Origin of the sequence: Flavobacterium sp. 22659 (genome assembly GCF_052044235.1) — a bacterium.
Lineage (GTDB): Bacteria > Bacteroidota > Bacteroidia > Flavobacteriales > Flavobacteriaceae > Flavobacterium > Flavobacterium johnsoniae.
This window is the reverse complement of sequence record NZ_JBQEMU010000029.1, coordinates 1-19658: the sequence shown is the minus strand read 5'-3', so window position 1 is coordinate 19658 and position 19658 is coordinate 1. Positions and strand designations below refer to the sequence as shown.

Below are 19658 nucleotides of genomic sequence, written 5' to 3'. Positions count from 1 at the left end.
ACTGAATATCCAGAAATATCACCTACCCTATAGATTCTTAAGGTAGAAAATATCCACGGGGCTTTGTTGACGAAAGATTTTTCTTTTAGGTTGGGTGTGTTGACTTTTGATTATAAGGGATATAGAGTAGGAGCAAATAATATAAAGGTTAATGTCATGGATAGAAAATATCATATTATTATTTTCATTGTTAGTTTAATTTTGCTATTAGTCGCAAATAAAATGAATAAATTTAAGGCTGAAAATTCCATAGGAGAGTATGATTATTCGGTTGGCACTGTAGAAGTATATTTTAATAAGAGGAACAATTGGTCATAATGTTGGTAGAAGTTCAATTACATATTCTTATACTGTCGGTGGTATTCGTTATATGAATAATTATGATATGTTGTTTTATAAACTTCCTTCTTCGCCTAATGTAAATGACAAGTTTGTTGTAGCTTATAATAAAAATGATCCTCAAAAAAGTCTTTTGTTAGGAGATTATCCAATTAAAAATGATGAAGATTTTGATGCTTTTATAAAAGAAGGTATAAAGATTAATTTTTAGACGAGTTATGCCAAAAACAGGTTAATAATTCTTACTTATTATCTTCGAATTACAGTTTTAAAGGGTTTCATAATATTTTGGATACCCTATCAAGATAAGGTGGGTACTGGAAATTTTTCCAAGAATCATCATATCAACTATTTTTATGATCAATGTTGAAGTTATCATTCTTCAATTTTTTCTGTAAGATCATTTTTCGTTTGCCCCTTATTAATTATTGATTTTTTAATGAGAAAAAGAAATTATAATTGAGTAGTACAGTATCGAGTATCAGAAAAGCAAAAAATTATAATCACAACAATATTACTTGCGGATTTTGTTTTGGTCGGAATATTATTTAATATAGCTCGTAATAATAATTTCAGAATAAATTGAAATGATAATTAGGGCTTAAAAAATATTAGAAATTAAGAAAACATTAAGTGAATAAGAAAATGAATAGAAAGATTGCTTTATTGGCATTTATTATGTCTTTAATAATTACAAATGTAAAGTCACAAACTCTAAATCCAACCTATGTTTTAGATACTCCTGGCGCTGCAGATAATTTTAAGGGAGGATATACATTCTCATATTCAAAAGCCGGAACTCCATGGAATGGAGCATTAATTAGTTTTGGAGGTGCTGGAAACAATTACGATTGTCAAATAAGTACAGATTACGGATTGAACCGATTTCTTTTCGAACTAAAAATGGAGACTATAATGTGTGGAATGCCTGGAATGAAATACCAACCACATTAGGAGATAATAAATTTGTTGGGAACCAAAATATATTTGGAGCTTTATCTGTAGATGTTTATCAATTAACCTCACTTTTGTCAGTAGGAAACAATCATGGTGTTAAATTATCTGTTGGAAATTCTGCCTGGCAAAATACTTCAATAATTGAAACTGGATATACTGCGGAAACAGGCGATTTTACAGATATAAAAGCAGCGAGTTATGGTTATAGTAATGGCTTGATTCGTATTTTACGGAATGGCAATATTGGGATAGGCATCACAAATCCAAAAAATAAACTAGATGTAAACGGTGCAATTCATTCACAAGAAGTTAAAGTCGACATGGATGGATGGTCAGATTTTGTATTTAAAAAAGATTATATTTTGCCAACTTTAGAAGAAGTAGAAAAGCATATTATTGAAAAAGGGCATTTAGAAAACATTCCAAGTGAAGAAGAGGTTTTGAAAAACGGAATTAATCTTGGTGAGATTAACGCCAAGTTGTTGCAGAAAATCGAGGAATTGACCCTTTACATTATTGAGTTAAAAAAAGAAAATGAAATTATAAAAAAGGATATTTTAAAATTAAAACAATTACAGAACTACTAGAAGAATTGTTGTGTTTATTTGGCATTAGTTTACTATATTAATTTGTTCAAGGTGTTTTTCCTGTTAATAGTGAAAATATAGTTATGACACAGTAAAATCCGAGAAGTAGTTAGAAGTTACCGATTAGGCTACAATATTAACTATTGGGTCTAGAAAAATACTGAAGCTATGGTAAATACTGAAATGTCATGTGCAATTAATTTTTATAAACATTGTAATATAGCGCTTATGTAGGGGCTATAAAATTATTGCAGGCATGGAATGACGATAATTGTGGTCAAACATATCTTGCTTTCTATACATCAAGTAAATGGAATCTCTTTACAGCTGTTTCAAATGAAAATTACATGTTCCGGTGATATCGGTATAGTTGTAACAAACCCACCAAAAAGCTCGATGTAAACGGTACAATCCATTGTAAAGAAGTAAAAGTTGAAATGAATGACAGCTCAGATTTTGTTTTCAAAAAAGATTACGAATTACCAACGCTTGAAGAAGTTGAAAAGTATATTGCTGAAAAGGGATATTTACAGAACATTTTAAATGAAGTAGAAGTTTAAAAATGGAATTAATCTGGTGGAATGAATGTTAAACCGCCTCAAAAGATTGAAGGAATGATACTTTATAGAATTGAAGATAAAAGTCTAATGAATTAGCGAGGCGTTTAGGAAAATTAGAAATTAAATATATATAAATGAAATTAAATAAGTTGACAATATCGATTCTTATAGGATTGTTAATAACAATGATTGCAAAAGCACAAACTTTAAATCAAATACATAGTATACGAGAAACGGGATTAGCTGATACTTTTAAAGGAGGTTATACTTTTTCATATGCTTCGGCCGGGACACCTTGGAACGGTGCATTAATAAGTTTTGGTGGATTTGATAATAGGTATGACTGTCAAATTAATGCCGATTACGGACCTGCAGGTGGTAATCATATTTCTTTTAGGACAAGAAACGGAGATTTTAATACTGGGCAAGGAAAATGGAATCCTTGGATTGAATTAGCAACAACAGGATCTAACAATTATGTTGGAAATCAATTAATCAAAGGTAATGTTGGTATAGGAACATCTAGTCCTAATTCTAGACTAGATTTAGGATCTGGATATGGAGTCAAAGGAGCAAAGCTGCTTATATATAATGATGATTCAACTTCTGAATTATCTGGAACCAAGTGTGGTTTCTATATGGATAATTTTACACTTAACAATTTGAATTTAGTTTTTCCTGAAGCGTCTTCTTATCCTGGATTGTTTACTATTTCTGCAAAAAATACAGCTGATGTTATTTTAAAACCCTATTTTTCAATTGCGGGATTAACAGGTAATGTTGGTATTGGTACAACAAAACCAGATTCTAAACTTACAGTTGCAGGAAATATTCATGCTCAAGAGGTAAAAGTAACCGTTAAAGCAGGAGTAGTCCCTGATTACGTTTTTACAAATGATTATAAATTGAAATCGTTAAATGAAGTGGAAGAGTATATCAAGAAAAATAATCATTTACCTGAAATACCATCAGCTCAGGAAATTGAAAATGATGGTTTGATGTTGGCAGAAATGAACATGAGTCTGCTTAAAAAAATTGAAGAAATGACTTTATATATGATTGAACAACACAAACAAATTATCGATTTAAGAGAAAGATTAGATAAAGTAGAAGTAAAGTCCAAGTAAGTTAAAAGCTTAAGAATGTTAAAAAAGCGAGATTTAGGTCTCGCTTTTTTTTATTGTCAAATTTTTTTCTAGATCATGTATTTTTATTGATTCTTCAAAAATATTATGAAATTTTATATGTATGCATAGTATTGTTGTTGATTTTGTAAATAAACATTGATTTTAATTTAACAAAACTAATTACGAAATAGTTAATATTGTTGTAAAAATTACGATTATTATTGGTTTTTTTTAACAATTTTTTATTAATACTAAAAATATTTGTATTTTGGCTAGATAAACTAGTAATAAAACTAACCAAAAACTAACCCTAATGAGAGTCTACTTGCTAATTATGTTGTTTTTCAGCGGAATTTCCTTTGCGCAGAATACAATAACAGGTTCTGTTACTGATGGTAACAAACAATCTATTCCTGGCGCCAATGTTGTTGTGCTTGGAAGTACTAGTGGTGTATCTACTGATTTTGACGGATCGTTTAAATTAACTACAAATGAGAAACTGCCTTTTACCTTAAAAGTTTCTGCTGTAGGATTTGAATCTAAAACAATCAGTATAACATCGGCAAATCAAAAAGTAAATGTGATTTTAAAAGATGAAGAAACTAAGCTGGATGAAATTGTAGTTTCGGCTTCGAGAACACCTGAGCGTGTAATCGAGTCGCCTGTTACTATCGAGCGAATGGGACTTCAGGAAATTAAAAACACAACGGCAGCAACTTTCTACGATGGTTTAGAAAATTTGAAAGAAGTAAATTTTAATACAAGTAGTATTTCTTTCAAATCTGTAAATACTCGTGGTTTTGCTACAGTGGCTAATACTCGCTTTATGCAGCTGGTAGACGGAATGGACAACTCATCTCCGGCATTGAATTTCGTTTTAGGAAATCTTATTGGGGTTTCAGATATTGATGTCGCAAGCGTAGAGTTGCTTCCAGGAGCTTCCTCTGCATTATATGGGGCAAATGCTTTTAACGGGATTATGTTTATGACCAGTAAAAGTCCTTTTACAAATGAAGGCATAAGTGTTTACTATAAATATGGGCAGACGTCTCAGGATGCGGCTGGCACAAATGATTATAATGATTTTGGAATTAGAGCAGCAAAAGCCTTTACAAAACATTTTGCAATGAAAGCTAATTTTACTTACATGGAAGCAAGTGAGTGGATTGCAAATGATACAAGAAGTATGACTGGCGGATCTGTAGGACATGCAATGAATCAGAATTATGATGGTTTGAATATTTATGGTGACGAGGTTACTACTTTTATTCCTAATGTTGGTCAAGTTAGCAGAACGGGTTATCGTGAGCAGGACTTAACAGATAACAAGGTTCAAAGTATGAAAGCCGATTTTAGTGCTCACATCAAGCCTTGGGCAGATGACACAGAGTTTATATTGCAATATAAAATTGGAACAGGAAGTACAATTTATCAGGGAGCAAACAGATATGCTTTAAAAGATTTCTTAATGCAGCAAGGTAAATTTGAAGTAAAGGGTAAAAACTTTTTCGGACGTATTTATTTTACTAGTGAAGATGCCGGAAATTCTTATGATATGAGATTTGCAGCATGGAATGTTAACAGAGCGGCAAAATCAGATACTGAATGGTTTACGAATTATGCAACGGCTTATCAATATGCTGGAGCTGTAATGGGTACAAATGCAAACGAATCTGCTGCAATTGCAAGAAATTTTGCAGATTATAATGTGCTGCCTGCTCAAATTTCATTTATTCCAAAGCCAACAGGATCTCCTAGGTTTGAACCGGGTTCTGCACAGTTTAATAATGCTTTGAAGACTGTTGTGGCAAATCCTGATTTAACACAAGGTGCTAAGTTTATTGACCATTCAAAATTATATCACTCAGATGTGAACTATAATTTTAAAGATATGATTGATTGGGCGGAAATTCAGGTTGGAGGTTCTTGGAGAAAATATGTAATGGATTCGCAAGGAACGATCTTTACAGATTATGATGGACCGATTGAATATAAAGAATATGGAGCTTATGCTCAATTACAGAAAAAGTTCTTAGATGATAGATTGAAATTTACTGGATCTTTACGTTATGATAAAAGCCAGAATTTTGACGGAAATGTATCACCAAGAATTTCGTTTGTGTATTCTGCAGGAGCAAACAAAAATCATAACTTCAGATTATCTTATCAAACAGGATTTCGTAATCCTACTACACAGGATCAATATATTGGTTTAGATTTAGGACCGTTTGCATTAATTGGTTCGGCTCCGGAAAATTTAGACCGTTTTCAAGAAACAGTAAATGTAAGTGCGGCAGGACAAGCGGCAGGACAGCCGGCAACAATTGGTATGTCGGGGCAAAATGCTTATCATAATGCTTACACGGTAGCTTCAGTTCAGGCTTTTGCTGCTTCATCTAATCCGGCAGTTCTTCAAGTTGCGGATATTGGATTGGTAAAGCCAGAACAGGTTCAGGCTTTCGAGGCTGGATATCGTACAGTGGTGCAAAATGACTTATCAGTAGATTTAAATGCTTACTATAATATTTACAATGATTTCATGAATACAGCGAGAGTTATTTCTCCTTATTATGGAACCGTTGGAACAGATCCATCGAATCCAGCTGTGCAGCAGACTTATCAGGCTCTTGCATTTGGTGATAGAAGGGTGTATCAGGTTTATACAAATACTACTGCTCAGATTTCATCTTTTGGTTTTGGTGTAGGATTGTCTAAAAAAGTATATAAAGATTTTGAAGTAGGCACAAACTACAACTATTCTCAATTTAATTTTAATCAGGAAGATGATCCAGATTTCGTGGCTGGTTTTAATACTCCAAAACATAGAATTAAAGCTTCTTTAGGAAATGCAAAAGTTATTAAGAACTTAGGTTTTAATATAAATGTAAGATGGAATTCAGAGTACTTATGGGAATCTTCTTTTGGAGACGGTATGATACCTGAAAATACAGTTCTTGATGCTCAGATAAATTATGCAGTTCCAAAATTAAAATCGGTTATTAAAGTTGGAGCAACAAATCTTTTCGGAAAAGATTATCTTCAGGTTATTGGAGCAGGTATGATTGGTCAAATGTGGTTTGCTTCTTGGACTATCAATCCATAAGAATGTAATTATTTATGTGAAATTGACATAGCTTCCCCGAAGTTATTTGTGAAAATGAAGAGGTAATAATTTAAAAAGTACTAACATGAAAAAAAATATAAAATTGCTGTTATTGGTTTCTTTGACCTTTATGGCAGCTTGTAATAATGATGATGATAATAATACTCCAGAAGAAGTTCCGGTAGTTCCCGGTTCGGCAGTTTTTACAAAATATATTGCTCTTGGAGATTCTTTCGCGGCAGGTTACAGTGATAATGCCTTATTTAAAAAAGGACAAGAGAATTCGTATCCAAATATTTTGGCACAGCAATTTGTTGCGGCTGGTGGAGGAGCTTTTACGCAGCCGCTTATGAATGATAATATTGGAGGTTTGTTGTTAGGAGGAAATGTAATTGCTGGTACACGTTTGTATTTTATTGGAAAAACCCAGACTCCAACAAATGTTGTGGGAAAACCAACTACCGAAGTTACAGCACATCTTACAGGAACATTTAATAATTTAGGTGTTCCGGGGGCAAAAAGTTATCACTTATTGGCTCCAAACTATGGAAGTGCAGCTGGTATAATGGCTGGTACTGCAAATCCTTATTTTGTTAGATTTGCCAGTAGTCCTTCAACAACAGTTTTGGCTGATGCTTTAGCGCAGGATCCTACTTTTTTCTCCTTGTTTATAGGAGGAAATGATGTTTTGTTGTATGCGACTTCTGGAGGAACAGGAAAAGATCAGACTGGAAATCCTAATCCGGCGACTTATGGAACAAGTGATATCACGGATCCAGCAGTTTTTGCAAGTGTTTATAATAATTTAGTTACGGCCTTAACAGCGAAAGGAGCGAAGGGTGTTGTGGCAAATTTACCATATATTACAGCTTTGCCTCATTTTACAACTATTCCGTACAATCCGCTTACTGCTAAAACAATTGGAAAAGATGATGCGGTTGTTGGTTTGGCTAATATTAAAGCGCTTAATGCGCAGTTATATGGACCGCTAAAACAAGTGCTGACTGCTTTAAATGCTGGTGACCGAATCAATTTGCTTTCTGAGACAGGTACAAGCCCATTGTTGATAAAAGATGAAAGTCTGACCAATTTAGCTGCTCAGTTAACAGCGGCATTTACTCCTATGTTGGGAGCTCAGAATGCGGCTTTTTATGGAGCTGTTTTTGGACAGGCTAGACAGGCTAAAGCTACTGATTTAATTTTACTGCCTACTAAGCAGGATATCGGACTTCCTCCAACGGCTGCGAATTCTGGAATTGGAATTGCACCTCCGGCTCCGTTAAATGCATTTGGAATATCATATCCTTTACAGGATAAACATGTATTAATTCCAACTGAAATTGCAGAGATAAAAAAGGCAACAGATGCTTATAATGCAACAATCGAAGCTGTGGCTAAAGAAAAAGGACTGGCATTTGTTGATACAAGAGCGACTTTGACACAATTAGCAAGCGGAGGGATCAGATTTGGAAATTTTACAATGAGTTCTTCTTTCGCGACCGGTGGAGCTTTCTCTTTAGATGGTGTGCATCCAAGCGCAAGAGGTTACGGATTAATTGCTAATATCTTTGTTGATGCAATAAATGCTAAATATGGTTCGACGTTACGACATGTAGATTTGGGAGTATATCCAATTCAGTATCCGGAAACAATTCAGTAAATGCTGTAAAAAAAAGTCTAAAAAAAACCGCTCATTTTTATAGTGAAGCGGTTTTTTTCTTTTATTAAAAAAATGCTGTTTTAGTTATTTTTTGGACGAGTTTTATGAATCAAACAAAATCATGCTATTTTTTATGAAAAAAAAATTGATTTTATATTTTAAAAAATTATCTTTGCGCTCTGAAAAAAGAGGTATTTTCGATAAACCTAAATAGCTATTTAATAAATACATAAGTAATGTCAAAAGTAATAGGAAAAGTTGCTCAAATCATTGGACCAGTAGTAGACGTAGTTTTCAACGGTAAAGATGTTGAACTTCCAAAAATTTATGATTCACTAGAAGTCACTAAAAAAGATGGAACTTTATTAGTTCTAGAAGTACAATCTCACATTGGAGAAAACACTGTTCGTACAATCTCTATGGACTCTACAGACGGTTTGTCAAGAGGATATGAAGTAGTTGGAACTGGTAATCCAATCCAAATGCCAATCGGTCCAGACGTATATGGACGTTTATTTAATGTTGTTGGAGATGCCATTGACGGTTTAGGTAATTTACCTAAAACAGGAGAAAACGGTTTGCCTATTCACAGACAAGCTCCTAAATTTGAAGATTTATCAACTTCATCTGAAGTTTTATTTACAGGTATTAAAGTAATCGATTTGATAGAGCCTTACGCAAAAGGAGGTAAAATTGGATTGTTTGGTGGTGCCGGAGTAGGTAAAACAGTATTGATTCAGGAGTTGATCAACAATATTGCAAAAGGTCACGGTGGACTTTCAGTATTCGCTGGAGTAGGTGAAAGAACACGTGAAGGAAATGACTTGCTTCGTGAGATGTTAGAGTCAGGAATTATTAAATACGGTGATGATTTCATGCACTCTATGGAAAATGGAGGATGGGATTTATCTAAAGTAGATATGCCAGGAATGAGAGAGTCTAAAGCTACTTTCGTTTTCGGACAAATGAATGAGCCGCCTGGAGCTCGTGCACGTGTGGCACTTTCAGGATTATCTATTGCTGAGTATTTCCGTGATGGAGCTGGATCTGATCAAGGTAAAGATGTATTATTCTTCGTTGATAATATCTTCCGTTTTACGCAAGCAGGTTCTGAGGTATCAGCACTTTTAGGACGTATGCCATCTGCAGTAGGTTACCAGCCAACATTGGCAACTGAGATGGGTGCTATGCAAGAGCGTATTACATCTACAAACAAAGGATCTATTACATCTGTACAAGCGGTTTACGTTCCTGCGGATGACTTAACTGACCCGGCGCCGGCTACAACTTTCGCGCACTTAGATGCAACAACTGTATTGTCTCGTAAAATTGCTGAGTTAGGTATCTATCCTGCGGTTGACCCGTTAGATTCTACTTCAAGAATCTTGACTCCACATATCCTAGGAGATGAGCATTACAACTGTGCACAAAGAGTTAAAGAAATTCTTCAAAAATACAAACAATTACAAGATATCATCGCGATCTTAGGTATGGAAGAGTTATCTGAAGAAGATAAACTTTCTGTATCAAGAGCACGTCGTGTACAACGTTTCTTGTCTCAGCCGTTCCACGTAGCAGAGCAATTTACAGGTATTCCAGGTGTATTAGTTGATATTAAAGATACTATCAAAGGTTTCAACATGATTATCGATGGTGAGTTAGATCACCTTCCAGAAGCAGCTTTCAACTTGAAAGGTTCTATTCAAGATGCAATCGAAGCTGGAGAAAAAATGTTAGCTGAAGCTTAATATAATTATGAATTATGAGTTATAAATTATGAGTTTTCTACTCACTTATAACTCATAACTTATAACTCATAACTAAAAAAAGATGATTTTAGATATAGTATCACCAGAAGCAAAATTATTCTCAGGAACAGTTACATCTGTTACATTACCTGGAGTTGATGGAAGCTTTCAAATTTTGAATAATCACGCTCCTATTGTGTCTATTCTAGAAAAAGGAACTGTAAAAATTACAGCACCAAGTTTTAACTTTTCTAAAGAGGTAGCGGATAAATTTACGAGAGTTAATGACCAAACTTACACATTAGAGATTACGTCAGGTACAATCGAAATGAAAGATAATAAGATTATTGTTTTAGTAGACTAAAACAGTTTTTTTAAAATATGGAAAAGCCAAACAATTATTGTTTGGCTTTTTTTATGTTTTATAGTTATACTTCTTTACTTGTAAAATAAACCAACTTTGATTTTATCTTTTCAAGGTTTTTAGAAATATTGAAAGGTATTTGTGTCAGAAAATTAATAAAAAAGCTAAAAATGACTTTTTAAATATTGTAATATTTTACTGAACATACATTAAGTTTGTGAGTGTATTAACATTTAAAAAAGATATTATGAAAAAAGTTTTTTTAGGAATGCTGCTTATTGCGTTAGGTTTCGGGACAATGTCTCTAACTACTAATTCTAAGAATGTTATTAAAGCTTCAACAGATAATCAAAAAGGAGTTGAAGTTGTAAATGTTGAATTTGGTGCTACATACACATGTGCATGGAATAGTTGTTGCGAGTCACCGCTTATTCCTATTGAGCGAGATATTGTTCAGCGTGGTTTGCCATCTGGGACTACTTATTCAATTATAAGTACCACTAGTAACTCTGTGACTTATAAAGTCTATTAATTGATAATAAATGTTTCTCATCAATTGATCAATGATGTAAGTTTAAATGCTTATTGATTTATAGAAAAATGATGATAAATTGAGAATAAATGAAAAGCCAGACAATTATTGTCTGGCTTTTCATATTTTTGAAATATGGCTGACCAACAATTGGATGAATTAATTTATACATCAAGAAGACCCATTTGGCATTTTCTATTAGCATTGCCGCTTTATACTTTTACTGTTTTAATGTCTTTTAAAATGTTTGCTCTTTTTTATTCAAAAGATATTATGAATGGTTTAAAATTTACTACAGCAGTGTTTCTTATGTTCGTTTGTGCTGCTGGATTAACTTTTACAAAAAGAGTATATACCAATTCTGTTACAAAAACTGTTCGCTTTACTTTTACTTTGTTTAGAATCCCGTTATGTAAAGACACAATCTTTAAAGATGTGCTATATGTTTCTATTTATAAAAATTATACAGACAGAGATTATGAAGTACAGATCTGGTTTTCTGAAATAAAGAAAAAATCTGTTTCGGTTCACCTAAATATTCAGACTGCATATAACCTTGCATCTAAAATTGCAAATGGTTTACTAGTTGACTTACTTGATGCAACAGAAAAAGGTAACTTTAAATGGATCGAAAAAGCAAAATAAAGCATTATTATTCTTTACAAAATGATCTGGGCTTCATAATTTTAAAATTAATTTTTTATTTTTGAAGTATTAAAATCTCTTTATAAAATATTGATTTTGTTATAAAAGCTCAGTAAGCTTTTATGTTTTACGCTTTATAACTTCATAAAGCGCAAATTATTTATGTCAAATTTTATAAAGAATATCTATGAAAAATATATCAAAAGTTGCCGTTTTGGGCGGTGGCGGAAGAACTGGAAATTATCTTGTGAACCAGTTATTAAAAAAAGGATTTAGTGTAAAACTTCTGCTTAGAAATCCTGAAAAGTTCGAAATTCAAAATTCTAAAATTGAAATTATTAAGGGCGATGCTCTCGATTTTGAATCTATAAAAGTATTGCTGGAAGATTGTGATGCTGTTGTGAGTACTATTGGTCAGAGGAAAGACGAGCCTTTGGTTGCAAGTGCAGTAACAAAAAATGTTTTGAAGGCAATGAAGGAATATAATATAAATCGCTATGTTTTGCTTGCTGGACTAAATATTGATACTCCTTTTGATAAAAAAAGTTCCAAAACAATTATGGCTACAGATTGGATGAAAGCTAATTTTCCAATAATACAGGAAGATCGTCAGAAAGCCTATACTCTTTTAGAAGAAAGTGATGTAAACTGGACACAGGTTCGTGTTCCGTTTATTGAATTTTCAAACGATAGTTCTGAAATTGCAGTTGATGTTGAAGATTGTTTGGGAGATAAAATCAGCGCATTTGATATTGCTGTTTTTATGACTAAAGAAATGGTTGAATCAAATTATAGCAGACAATCGCCTTTTATAGGTGCCGTTTAGAATATATCAAAAAACAGCGGGAATTTGAAAACCCGCTGTTTGTTTTTACCAAATTTCAATTTCATAACTTTGTTTTATGAAATTACCTGAAAATCTTAATCAAAAGCTTGAAAAGCGAATGCAGAACAATTCGCTTCGTAAACTTCCTGCGTTTAATAATCTCATTGATTTTTCTTCCAATGATTATATTGGTTTTTCAAGATCTGAAACAATTTTTAAACTCACTCATGCTTATTTGCATGAAAACGAAATTTTTCAAAACGGAGCAACGGGTTCTAGATTAATTTCAGGAAATCATTCTTTGTATCAAATTGCAGAAAGTTTTATTTCGCAATTTCACGACTCAGAATCAGCTTTAATTTTTAATTCGGGTTACGATGCCAATCTTGGTTTTTTTGGCGCTGTACCGCAAAGAAATGATGTTATTTTGTATGATGAGTTAAGTCATGCTTCAATTCGGGATGGAATTACAATGTCAAACGCAAAATCCCTCAAATTCAATCATAACGATTTAGAAGATTTAGAACATTTAATTCTAAAATTTCCAGACACAAATATTTATATCGTAACCGAAACGGTTTTTTCTATGGATGGAGATACTCCAAATTTAGAAGAATTAGTGCAGCTTTCTGAAAAATACAATTGTTATCTTGTAGTGGATGAGGCACACACTTTAGGCGTTTTTGGAGAAAAAGGTGAAGGATTGACTCAATATTTAAATCTGCATAATAGAATTTTTGCCCGAATTATGACTTTCGGAAAAGGATTGGGATGCCACGGTGCAGTTATACTTGGAAGTACGGAACTTAAAGAATATCTAATAAATTTTGCCCGAAGTTTTATTTATACCACAGGATTATCTCCACATTCTGTTGCTGCAATTTTAACAGCATATCAGCAATTGGAAGTTGAAAAAGCAGCGATTCAAAAATTACGTCAAAACATTGTTTTCTTCAATCAACAGAAAAATTTATTAGGTTTAAAACCAATATTTGTCCGAAGTAAATCAGCTATTCAATCTGCAATTGTTCAGGGAAATGAAAATGTAAAAAAGCTCGCTCAGGAATTGCAAGATAAAGGTTTTGATGTAAAACCGATACTTTCTCCAACAGTCCCCGAACGCCAGGAACGTTTACGATTCTGTATTCACAGCTATAATTCAGAAGAGGAAATTGCTTCAATACTTGAATTATTAAGAAATTACGTATATTAGGCCCGCCGATTAAACAAATTAAACGGGTTTACACTGCACATTAATGTCTGACTTATTACATAAAGAAAAATCAAAAACTATTTTAAAAGTATTCTATGATGTTTATAATCAATTAGGTTATGGATTTCTGGAAAAAGTCTACCAAAACGCAATGTATTTGGAACTAAAAACACAAGGTTATAAAGTAGAAGCTCAGAAACAGATAAAAGTATATTTTAAGAATCAATTAGTGGGAGAGTATTATGCTGATTTAGTAATTGATGATGTAATTATAATAGAATTAAAAGCTTGTGAATATTTGTTAAGTTCACATATTGCTCAATTAATGAATTATCTAAAATCGACAAAAATTGAAGTCGGCTTACTTCTTAATTTTGGTGAAAGCCCTGATTTTAAACGCTTAATTTACACAAATAACAGAAAACCAAATTTAATGCCTCGTTAATCAGTTTAATCAGTTTGATCTGTGGGCCAAATAAATTTCATTTATCACCTAACTCATCTCAAATGAAAAATTTATTCAAGTTATTTATAGTTGCAATCATCCTTTTTGGAGTAAAAACACAAGCTCAACCCCAATCTCCAAAACTAGAAAACTCTCTTTTATGGGAAGTTTCGGGAAACGGACTTTCAAAACCTTCTTACTTATACGGAACAATACACATGATTTGTTCATCGGATTATTTTTTAACAGATAAAACGAAAAAAGCTTTTGAATCTTCAGAAAAATTAATGTTAGAAATCAACTTTTCAGATCCAAAAGAAATGTCTCAAATGCAGCAGCTGGCAATGGGAAAAGAACCGTTAAGTAAAAAATTAACTCCGGAACAGTTAGCCAAATTAGATGACATTTTGAAAAAAACAACCGGAATGACAGTAAAACAAGTTGACAGTTTTAGTCTGTTGACCGTTATGAGTTTGATTTCAATGAAAACTTTTGGCTGTACTGATTTAAAATTTTACGAAATGGAATTTATAGAACAGGCTAAGAAAAAAAATATTGAAATTGGCGGACTTGAATCTGTAAAAGACCAATTTGTAATACTTGAGAATGCTTATACAGATGATGAAATCATTGCAATGCTTGACGAATCTGTACCGGAAGAAACAGCAAAATTAGTTTCGACTTACAAAGCTGAAAATATTGAATCATTATACAATATTACAACAGACGAAAGGTTTACAAGTAAGAAAACAAAAAAGATTATTTTGGATGAAAGAAATCTAAATTGGGTAAAAAGTATGGCCGAATTAATAAAAAAACAAAGTATCTTTTTTGCCGTTGGATCAGCTCATTTGGGAGGAGAATTTGGAGTTATTAATTTACTGAGAAAAGCAGGATATAAAGTAAAACCAATTCTGAATTAAGGTTTTAAAAGAAGAATGATAAACAGAACCCATCGTAATGATGGGTTTACTTTTTTATTGGTACTTTTGTTGACAGTCCACTAATAAAACAGATGCGGTAATTTTTTGCTGATTATTGATTTGAGACTTGATGTGAAATGTAAAAAATCCGTGTTTATCTGTTTAATCATTAACATTGCGGTCTAATACTTATGAAAATATTTGTAACAGGAATTTCGACAGATGTTGGAAAAACAATAGCTTCATCTATAATTGTTGAAGCTTTAGAGGCCGATTACTGGAAACCTATTCAGGCTGGCGATTTAGATAATTCTGATACTCATAAAGTTCAATCTAGAGTTTCAAATAAAAAGACTCAATTTTTTGAGAACAGTTATCAATTAAAAACACCGGCAAGTCCGCATTTGGCGGCAGAGATTGATGGAATTACAATAGAATCGAATCAGATTCTGGAACCCAAAACAAAAAATCATTTAGTTATCGAAGGTGCGGGTGGTGTTTTTGTTCCATTAAACGAAAATGAAACCATCATTGATTTAATAAAACCCGATTATAAAATTATAGTAGTTTCAAGACATTATCTTGGGAGCATAAATCATACTTTGCTAACAATTGAAGCAATTCAAAATAGAGGATTTGAAGTGGCTGGAATTATCTTCAGCGGAAGCGAAAACAAATCAACAGAAAGTTTAATTCTGAATAAAACCAAAATAAAATGCATTGGAAGAATTGACGAAGAACCGTATTTTGATCAAAATGTAATTCTTGAATATGCAGATATGTTCCGAAATGATTTACTATCATTAGAGAAATCTAAAATCTAAAATCACAAATCTACAATATTACATAGATGACATTAACAGAAAAAGACAGTAAATATTTATGGCATCCTTATACGCAGCATAAAACATCGCAAACGCCAATCGCAATTACAAAAGCCGAAGGTGCATTGCTTTGGGATGAAAACGGTAAAGAATATATTGATGCTATTGCTTCCTGGTGGGTAAATCCGTTTGGGCACAGTAATAAATTTATTGCCGATGCAATCTATAAACAGCTGACTACTTTAGAGCATGTTTTGTTTGGAGGTTTTACGCATGAACCGGCGGTAAAAGTAGCTGAAAGACTAATGGAGATTCTCCCTAAAAATCAGCAGAAAATTTTCTTTTCTGATAATGGATCAACAGCTGTTGAAGTGGCTATAAAAGTGGCTTTGCAATATTTTTTCAATAAAAATGAAAAGCGAACCACTATTATTGCTTTTGAAAATGCATTTCACGGAGATACTTTTGCAGCAATGGCGGCAAGCGGTATTTCATTTTATACTCAGGCATTTCAGGGAATGTTTATAGATGTGGTTCGAATCCCGGTTCCGGTAAAAGGGAAAGAGCAGATAAGTTTTGATGCTTTAGAAAGTGCAATTAAAAATAACAATTGTGCCGGTTTTATTTTTGAACCTTTGGTACAAGGCGCGGCCGGGATGGTAATGTATGAGCCTGAATCTTTAGCAAAGCTTATTCAGATTTGCAAACAAAATAAAGTTCTGACAATTGCTGATGAAGTGATGACGGGTTTTGGCAAAACAGGAAAAACCTTTGCAATGGATTATGTGTCTGAAGAACCAGATATGATATGCCTTTCAAAAGCATTAACCGGAGGAACAATTCCAATGGCGATTACAACTTTTACCCAGGATATTTTTGATGCGTTTTATGATGACGATATTAATAAAGCCTTATTTCACGGACATACATTTACAGCAAATCCAACTGGTTGTGCAGCTGCGTTAGCAAGTATCGATTTGCTTCAAACGGCTGAAATGCAAAAGAATATTGAAAGAATAAATCTTAAGCATTTAGAATTTCAAAAGAAAATCGAAAACCATCCAAAAGTAATAACAGCACGAACATTGGGAGTTATTTTCGCAGTAGAAATAAAATCTGATTCTGAGGAAAGTTATTACGGATCAATGCGCACAAAATTATATAATTTCTTTATTGACAATGGAGTTGTTTTAAGACCAGTGGGAAATATAGTTTACATTTTACCTCCGTATATAATGTCTACTGATCAGCTTCAAAAAATATATAACACAATTGAAGAAGCTATAGAAATGGTATAATTTGTATACAGTTTTAACGAATTAAAGAGTTTACACAGATTAATTATTTCATTAGTGGAATTCTGTTAAAGCCGTATAATCAGTGTGCCATTTTTTTAAAGATCTTTTTACAAAACTAACTATTGTGAATACACCAAAAATTGCCATAACTGCTTTTTCATCTATTTCTCCTTTAGGAAACAATAGTGATGAAATCTGGAAAAAATATCTTGATAAAAACCATTGTTTTACGAAACGTTTTTTGGATCAGCAAGAAACTTCTGTCGCTGTTTTAAGTGCTGAATCCAAACAAATTATAAACAAAATACGAGAGGAGGATATTAGATATAAATTTTTAGATAATTCTGTTTTGTTTGCTTTGGCAGCTTCGAGAGAAGCGGTTCAAAATGCAGGATGGAAAACTGATGATATCTTTGGGGTTAATATTGGTTCTTCAAGAGGCGCTACTGATTTATTTGAAAAACATTATAAAGAATATCTTGAAACCGGAAAAGCACAGACTTTAGCCTCGCCAACAACTACTTTAGGAAATATTTCGTCTTGGATTGCACATGATCTGCAAAGTTCAGGTCCTGAAATTTCGCATTCTATTACTTGTTCAACTGCTCTTCATGCACTTTTGAATGGTGTGGCTTGGTTAAAATCAGGAATGGCAGATAAGTTTTTAGTTGGAGGAAGTGAAGCTCCTTTAACAGATTTTACAATTGGACAAATGAGAGCTTTGAAAATATATTCCCGACTTAATCTGAATATTGATTCTTGGCCTAATTTGGCTTTAGATTTTGAGAAAAACCAAAACACTATGATTCTGGGTGAAGGAGCAGCGGTTTGTTGTTTAGAAGCAGGAGAAAAAGAAAATGCGATTGCTTATGTAACAGGTGTGGGTTTTGCAACTGAAATTTTGGAGCATAATATTTCAATTTCTGCTGAAGCAGACTGTTTCCAAAAATCTATGAAAATGGCTTTAAAAGATGTTGATTTAGAAAGTGTAGATGTTATTGTCATGCATGCACCCGGAACAATAAAGGGTGATTTGACAGAACTGAGAGCTATTGAAAAAGTTTTTGGTTCATCGCTGCCTTTTTTAACAACAAATAAATGGAAAATTGGCCATACTTTTGGCACATCAGGAATGTTAAGTCTGGAGTTAGCATTGTTAATGATGAAACACGATACTTTTATTGAAACCCCGTTTTCAGAAACAAAAAATCAGAGCAAAACAATTAAAAAAGTGCTGGTAAATGCAGTTGGTTTTGGAGGAAATGCAGTCAGTATTTTAATTGAAAAAGCATAGATATATCTTAAAATAAAAAATCCATTTGTCTTACATGGCAAATGGATTTTTTATTTGGGTTAAGAAGTGTAATTCTATTTAAAGATCACTTTTCTGGTTACCTGGGCATTGTTTTCAAGATTAACTTTTACAAGCAGCACCTGATCGGCTGACTGAAGGTTTGAGATTGATAATTCAGTATTTCCGACTTTCTTTTTATTGTAAATCAGTTTTCCTGTAATATCGAAAATGTTTACTTCTTTAATGTTTTCTTTTGCTGAAGTAACTTTGATAGTTTTGTCTTTTACAGAAATTAAAAGTCCGTCTTTTACATTCTCGAAATCACCAGTTCCTAATGTTTTATTAGTGTAACGAAGTGCAAAACGATCTGTAAAAGTTCCCGCTTCTGTTTTAAAAGTATAGTCCTGAGCTTTTAAATCTGAAACAGTTCCTGTTGTTTTGTCTTCCAGATATACATTTTGGTTATCAAAGAACCCGTCAACGTGATCAATTGAAATCATAAAATCTCCTGCAACTGTTGTTTTGTATCCTAACGGAATTACATCACTGTTCTCAAAAGGCAGTCCTCGTCCCTGAATTGAAAATTTAGCCGTTTCGTTAATGCTGTAAAAATCTACATAAGTGTTTCCGTTGAAGCTCGCCGCATCGTAATTCAAGTCTAACCCGTTTGTTGCTCCTTCTATATAACCTACTAAAGTTTGTTTGAAGGCTCCTTCAGCATTGGATAAATTCAGCCATACACGGTTTCTTTCCAAGTTTTCAGTTTTTGCCGTTTTGTAGAAGCTGCCATTATTACCTCCCACTCTCATATCGTTTGTAAAGGTGATACTGCTGGTAACAGGTTTGGCAAAGAATCCCTGTCCGGCAGCAATGTATCCTGTTGGACCAGTCGCATCTCCGCCGTTTCTAACACTTCCCGATAAGTTAAAGGCCGCATAATCAGAAGAGGCATATTTGTATTTATTTGAACCGTCATTTGCCGGAGGCGTATTATGAGTCCATAAATAAATGGTTCCAATATTGGTATCGCCGATAAGTTTTATACCATTTATAGCTGAAGGATATGGGTTTCCAAGTAAATTAAATTTATTTGGCACAGTAGTTTTAGGGACATCTCCATTATTAGGAACTCCTGTAAATGAAGCAGTCTGAATGCTCGGCGTAACAATATCAAAATTCTGCGGACCTCTCACGCTGTATCCTTCTCCCGGAG

The 19658-nt window shown here is 33.2% G+C and carries 19 protein-coding genes; 18 read left to right on the top strand and 1 reads right to left on the bottom strand.

What is annotated here, in order from left to right:
• The first annotated feature begins 385 nt into the window (after positions 1-385).
• From ACTJIW_RS21965 to ACTJIW_RS21880, 18 genes are all read left to right on the top strand, one after another.
• On the top strand, positions 386-550 hold the full coding sequence (locus tag ACTJIW_RS21965; protein WP_440716556.1) for a hypothetical protein: 165 nt from the start codon (positions 386-388) through the stop codon (positions 548-550).
• Between the two features lie 434 nt (positions 551-984).
• Entirely contained in the window at positions 985-1293 is a 309-nt protein-coding gene (locus tag ACTJIW_RS21960; protein WP_440716557.1) for a hypothetical protein, read from the top strand.
• A complete protein-coding gene (locus ACTJIW_RS21955; protein ID WP_440716558.1) occupies positions 1257-1883 on the top strand; it encodes a hypothetical protein in 627 nt (208 codons plus the stop codon). Before ACTJIW_RS21960 ends, ACTJIW_RS21955 begins: the two co-directional genes overlap by 37 nt.
• A gap of 437 nt (positions 1884-2320) precedes the next feature.
• Positions 2321-2443 (top strand): hypothetical protein, encoded by a 123-nt coding sequence (locus ACTJIW_RS21950; protein WP_440716559.1) that lies wholly within the window; start codon positions 2321-2323, stop codon positions 2441-2443.
• A 134-nt stretch (positions 2444-2577) separates the two neighbouring features.
• Positions 2578-3570: a hypothetical protein gene (locus ACTJIW_RS21945; RefSeq protein WP_440716560.1), complete on the top strand. Its 993-nt coding sequence runs from the start codon at positions 2578-2580 to the stop codon at positions 3568-3570.
• Positions 3571-3883: 313 nt separating this feature from the next.
• Positions 3884-6673 (top strand): TonB-dependent receptor domain-containing protein, encoded by a 2790-nt coding sequence (locus ACTJIW_RS21940; protein WP_440716561.1) that lies wholly within the window; start codon positions 3884-3886, stop codon positions 6671-6673.
• 85 nt (positions 6674-6758) lie between these two features.
• Positions 6759-8333 carry an SGNH/GDSL hydrolase family protein gene (locus ACTJIW_RS21935; protein WP_440716562.1) on the top strand — a complete coding sequence of 525 codons (1575 nt, stop codon included), beginning with the start codon at positions 6759-6761 and terminating at the stop codon, positions 8331-8333.
• 236 nt (positions 8334-8569) lie between these two features.
• Positions 8570-10081 carry a F0F1 ATP synthase subunit beta gene (gene atpD / locus ACTJIW_RS21930; RefSeq protein ID WP_012022907.1) on the top strand — a complete coding sequence of 504 codons (1512 nt, stop codon included), beginning with the start codon at positions 8570-8572 and terminating at the stop codon, positions 10079-10081.
• Between the two features lie 82 nt (positions 10082-10163).
• Positions 10164-10445: a F0F1 ATP synthase subunit epsilon gene (locus tag ACTJIW_RS21925; protein WP_012022906.1), complete on the top strand. Its 282-nt coding sequence runs from the start codon at positions 10164-10166 to the stop codon at positions 10443-10445.
• 247 nt (positions 10446-10692) lie between these two features.
• On the top strand, positions 10693-10977 hold the full coding sequence (locus ACTJIW_RS21920; protein ID WP_012022905.1) for a hypothetical protein: 285 nt from the start codon (positions 10693-10695) through the stop codon (positions 10975-10977).
• 135 nt (positions 10978-11112) lie between these two features.
• Positions 11113-11622, top strand: coding sequence for a hypothetical protein (locus ACTJIW_RS21915; protein ID WP_121359836.1), 510 nt, complete (start codon positions 11113-11115; stop codon positions 11620-11622).
• A gap of 187 nt (positions 11623-11809) precedes the next feature.
• Positions 11810-12448: an NAD(P)-dependent oxidoreductase gene (locus ACTJIW_RS21910; RefSeq protein ID WP_149205968.1), complete on the top strand. Its 639-nt coding sequence runs from the start codon at positions 11810-11812 to the stop codon at positions 12446-12448.
• A 76-nt stretch (positions 12449-12524) separates the two neighbouring features.
• Positions 12525-13661, top strand: a complete 1137-nt coding sequence (locus ACTJIW_RS21905) for an aminotransferase class I/II-fold pyridoxal phosphate-dependent enzyme (protein ID WP_440716563.1) — start codon at positions 12525-12527, stop codon at positions 13659-13661.
• A gap of 43 nt (positions 13662-13704) precedes the next feature.
• Positions 13705-14106 (top strand): GxxExxY protein, encoded by a 402-nt coding sequence (locus ACTJIW_RS21900; protein ID WP_440716564.1) that lies wholly within the window; start codon positions 13705-13707, stop codon positions 14104-14106.
• 62 nt (positions 14107-14168) lie between these two features.
• A complete protein-coding gene (locus ACTJIW_RS21895; protein ID WP_440716565.1) occupies positions 14169-15029 on the top strand; it encodes a TraB/GumN family protein in 861 nt (286 codons plus the stop codon).
• A gap of 191 nt (positions 15030-15220) precedes the next feature.
• Positions 15221-15853 (top strand): dethiobiotin synthase, encoded by a 633-nt coding sequence (gene bioD / locus ACTJIW_RS21890; protein WP_440716566.1) that lies wholly within the window; start codon positions 15221-15223, stop codon positions 15851-15853.
• Positions 15854-15879: 26 nt separating this feature from the next.
• Positions 15880-17151: an adenosylmethionine--8-amino-7-oxononanoate transaminase gene (gene bioA / locus ACTJIW_RS21885; RefSeq protein WP_440716567.1), complete on the top strand. Its 1272-nt coding sequence runs from the start codon at positions 15880-15882 to the stop codon at positions 17149-17151.
• A 124-nt stretch (positions 17152-17275) separates the two neighbouring features.
• The gene (locus ACTJIW_RS21880; RefSeq protein WP_440716568.1) at positions 17276-18445 is read left to right on the top strand and encodes a beta-ketoacyl synthase N-terminal-like domain-containing protein; all 1170 of its coding nucleotides are present in this window, start codon (positions 17276-17278) and stop codon (positions 18443-18445) included.
• A 74-nt stretch (positions 18446-18519) separates the two neighbouring features.
• Here ACTJIW_RS21880 and ACTJIW_RS21875 read toward each other — a convergent pair.
• Positions 18520-19658: T9SS sorting signal type C domain-containing protein (locus ACTJIW_RS21875; protein ID WP_440718483.1), on the bottom strand; the 1139-nt coding region annotated here is incomplete at its 5' end.

Excerpts from the sequence above, each read along its gene's own strand:
- ACTJIW_RS21920 (WP_012022905.1), top strand. The coding sequence starts at position 10,693 with ATGAAAAAAGTTTTTTTAGGAATGCTGCTTATTGCGTTAGGTTTCGGG.
- ACTJIW_RS21900 (WP_440716564.1), top strand. The coding sequence starts at position 13,705 with ATGTCTGACTTATTACATAAAGAAAAATCAAAAACTATTTTAAAAGTA.
- ACTJIW_RS21965 (WP_440716556.1), top strand. The coding sequence starts at position 386 with ATGTTGTTTTATAAACTTCCTTCTTCGCCTAATGTAAATGACAAGTTT.
- ACTJIW_RS21905 (WP_440716563.1), top strand. The coding sequence starts at position 12,525 with ATGAAATTACCTGAAAATCTTAATCAAAAGCTTGAAAAGCGAATGCAG.
- bioD (WP_440716566.1), top strand. The coding sequence starts at position 15,221 with ATGAAAATATTTGTAACAGGAATTTCGACAGATGTTGGAAAAACAATA.
- ACTJIW_RS21925 (WP_012022906.1), top strand. The coding sequence starts at position 10,164 with ATGATTTTAGATATAGTATCACCAGAAGCAAAATTATTCTCAGGAACA.
- ACTJIW_RS21915 (WP_121359836.1), top strand. The coding sequence starts at position 11,113 with ATGGCTGACCAACAATTGGATGAATTAATTTATACATCAAGAAGACCC.
- ACTJIW_RS21935 (WP_440716562.1), top strand. The coding sequence starts at position 6,759 with ATGAAAAAAAATATAAAATTGCTGTTATTGGTTTCTTTGACCTTTATG.
- ACTJIW_RS21945 (WP_440716560.1), top strand. The coding sequence starts at position 2,578 with ATGAAATTAAATAAGTTGACAATATCGATTCTTATAGGATTGTTAATA.
- ACTJIW_RS21950 (WP_440716559.1), top strand. The coding sequence starts at position 2,321 with ATGAATGACAGCTCAGATTTTGTTTTCAAAAAAGATTACGAATTACCA.
- ACTJIW_RS21895 (WP_440716565.1), top strand. The coding sequence starts at position 14,169 with ATGAAAAATTTATTCAAGTTATTTATAGTTGCAATCATCCTTTTTGGA.
- ACTJIW_RS21940 (WP_440716561.1), top strand. The coding sequence starts at position 3,884 with ATGAGAGTCTACTTGCTAATTATGTTGTTTTTCAGCGGAATTTCCTTT.
- atpD (WP_012022907.1), top strand. The coding sequence starts at position 8,570 with ATGTCAAAAGTAATAGGAAAAGTTGCTCAAATCATTGGACCAGTAGTA.
- bioA (WP_440716567.1), top strand. The coding sequence starts at position 15,880 with ATGACATTAACAGAAAAAGACAGTAAATATTTATGGCATCCTTATACG.
- ACTJIW_RS21910 (WP_149205968.1), top strand. The coding sequence starts at position 11,810 with ATGAAAAATATATCAAAAGTTGCCGTTTTGGGCGGTGGCGGAAGAACT.
- ACTJIW_RS21960 (WP_440716557.1), top strand. The coding sequence starts at position 985 with ATGAATAGAAAGATTGCTTTATTGGCATTTATTATGTCTTTAATAATT.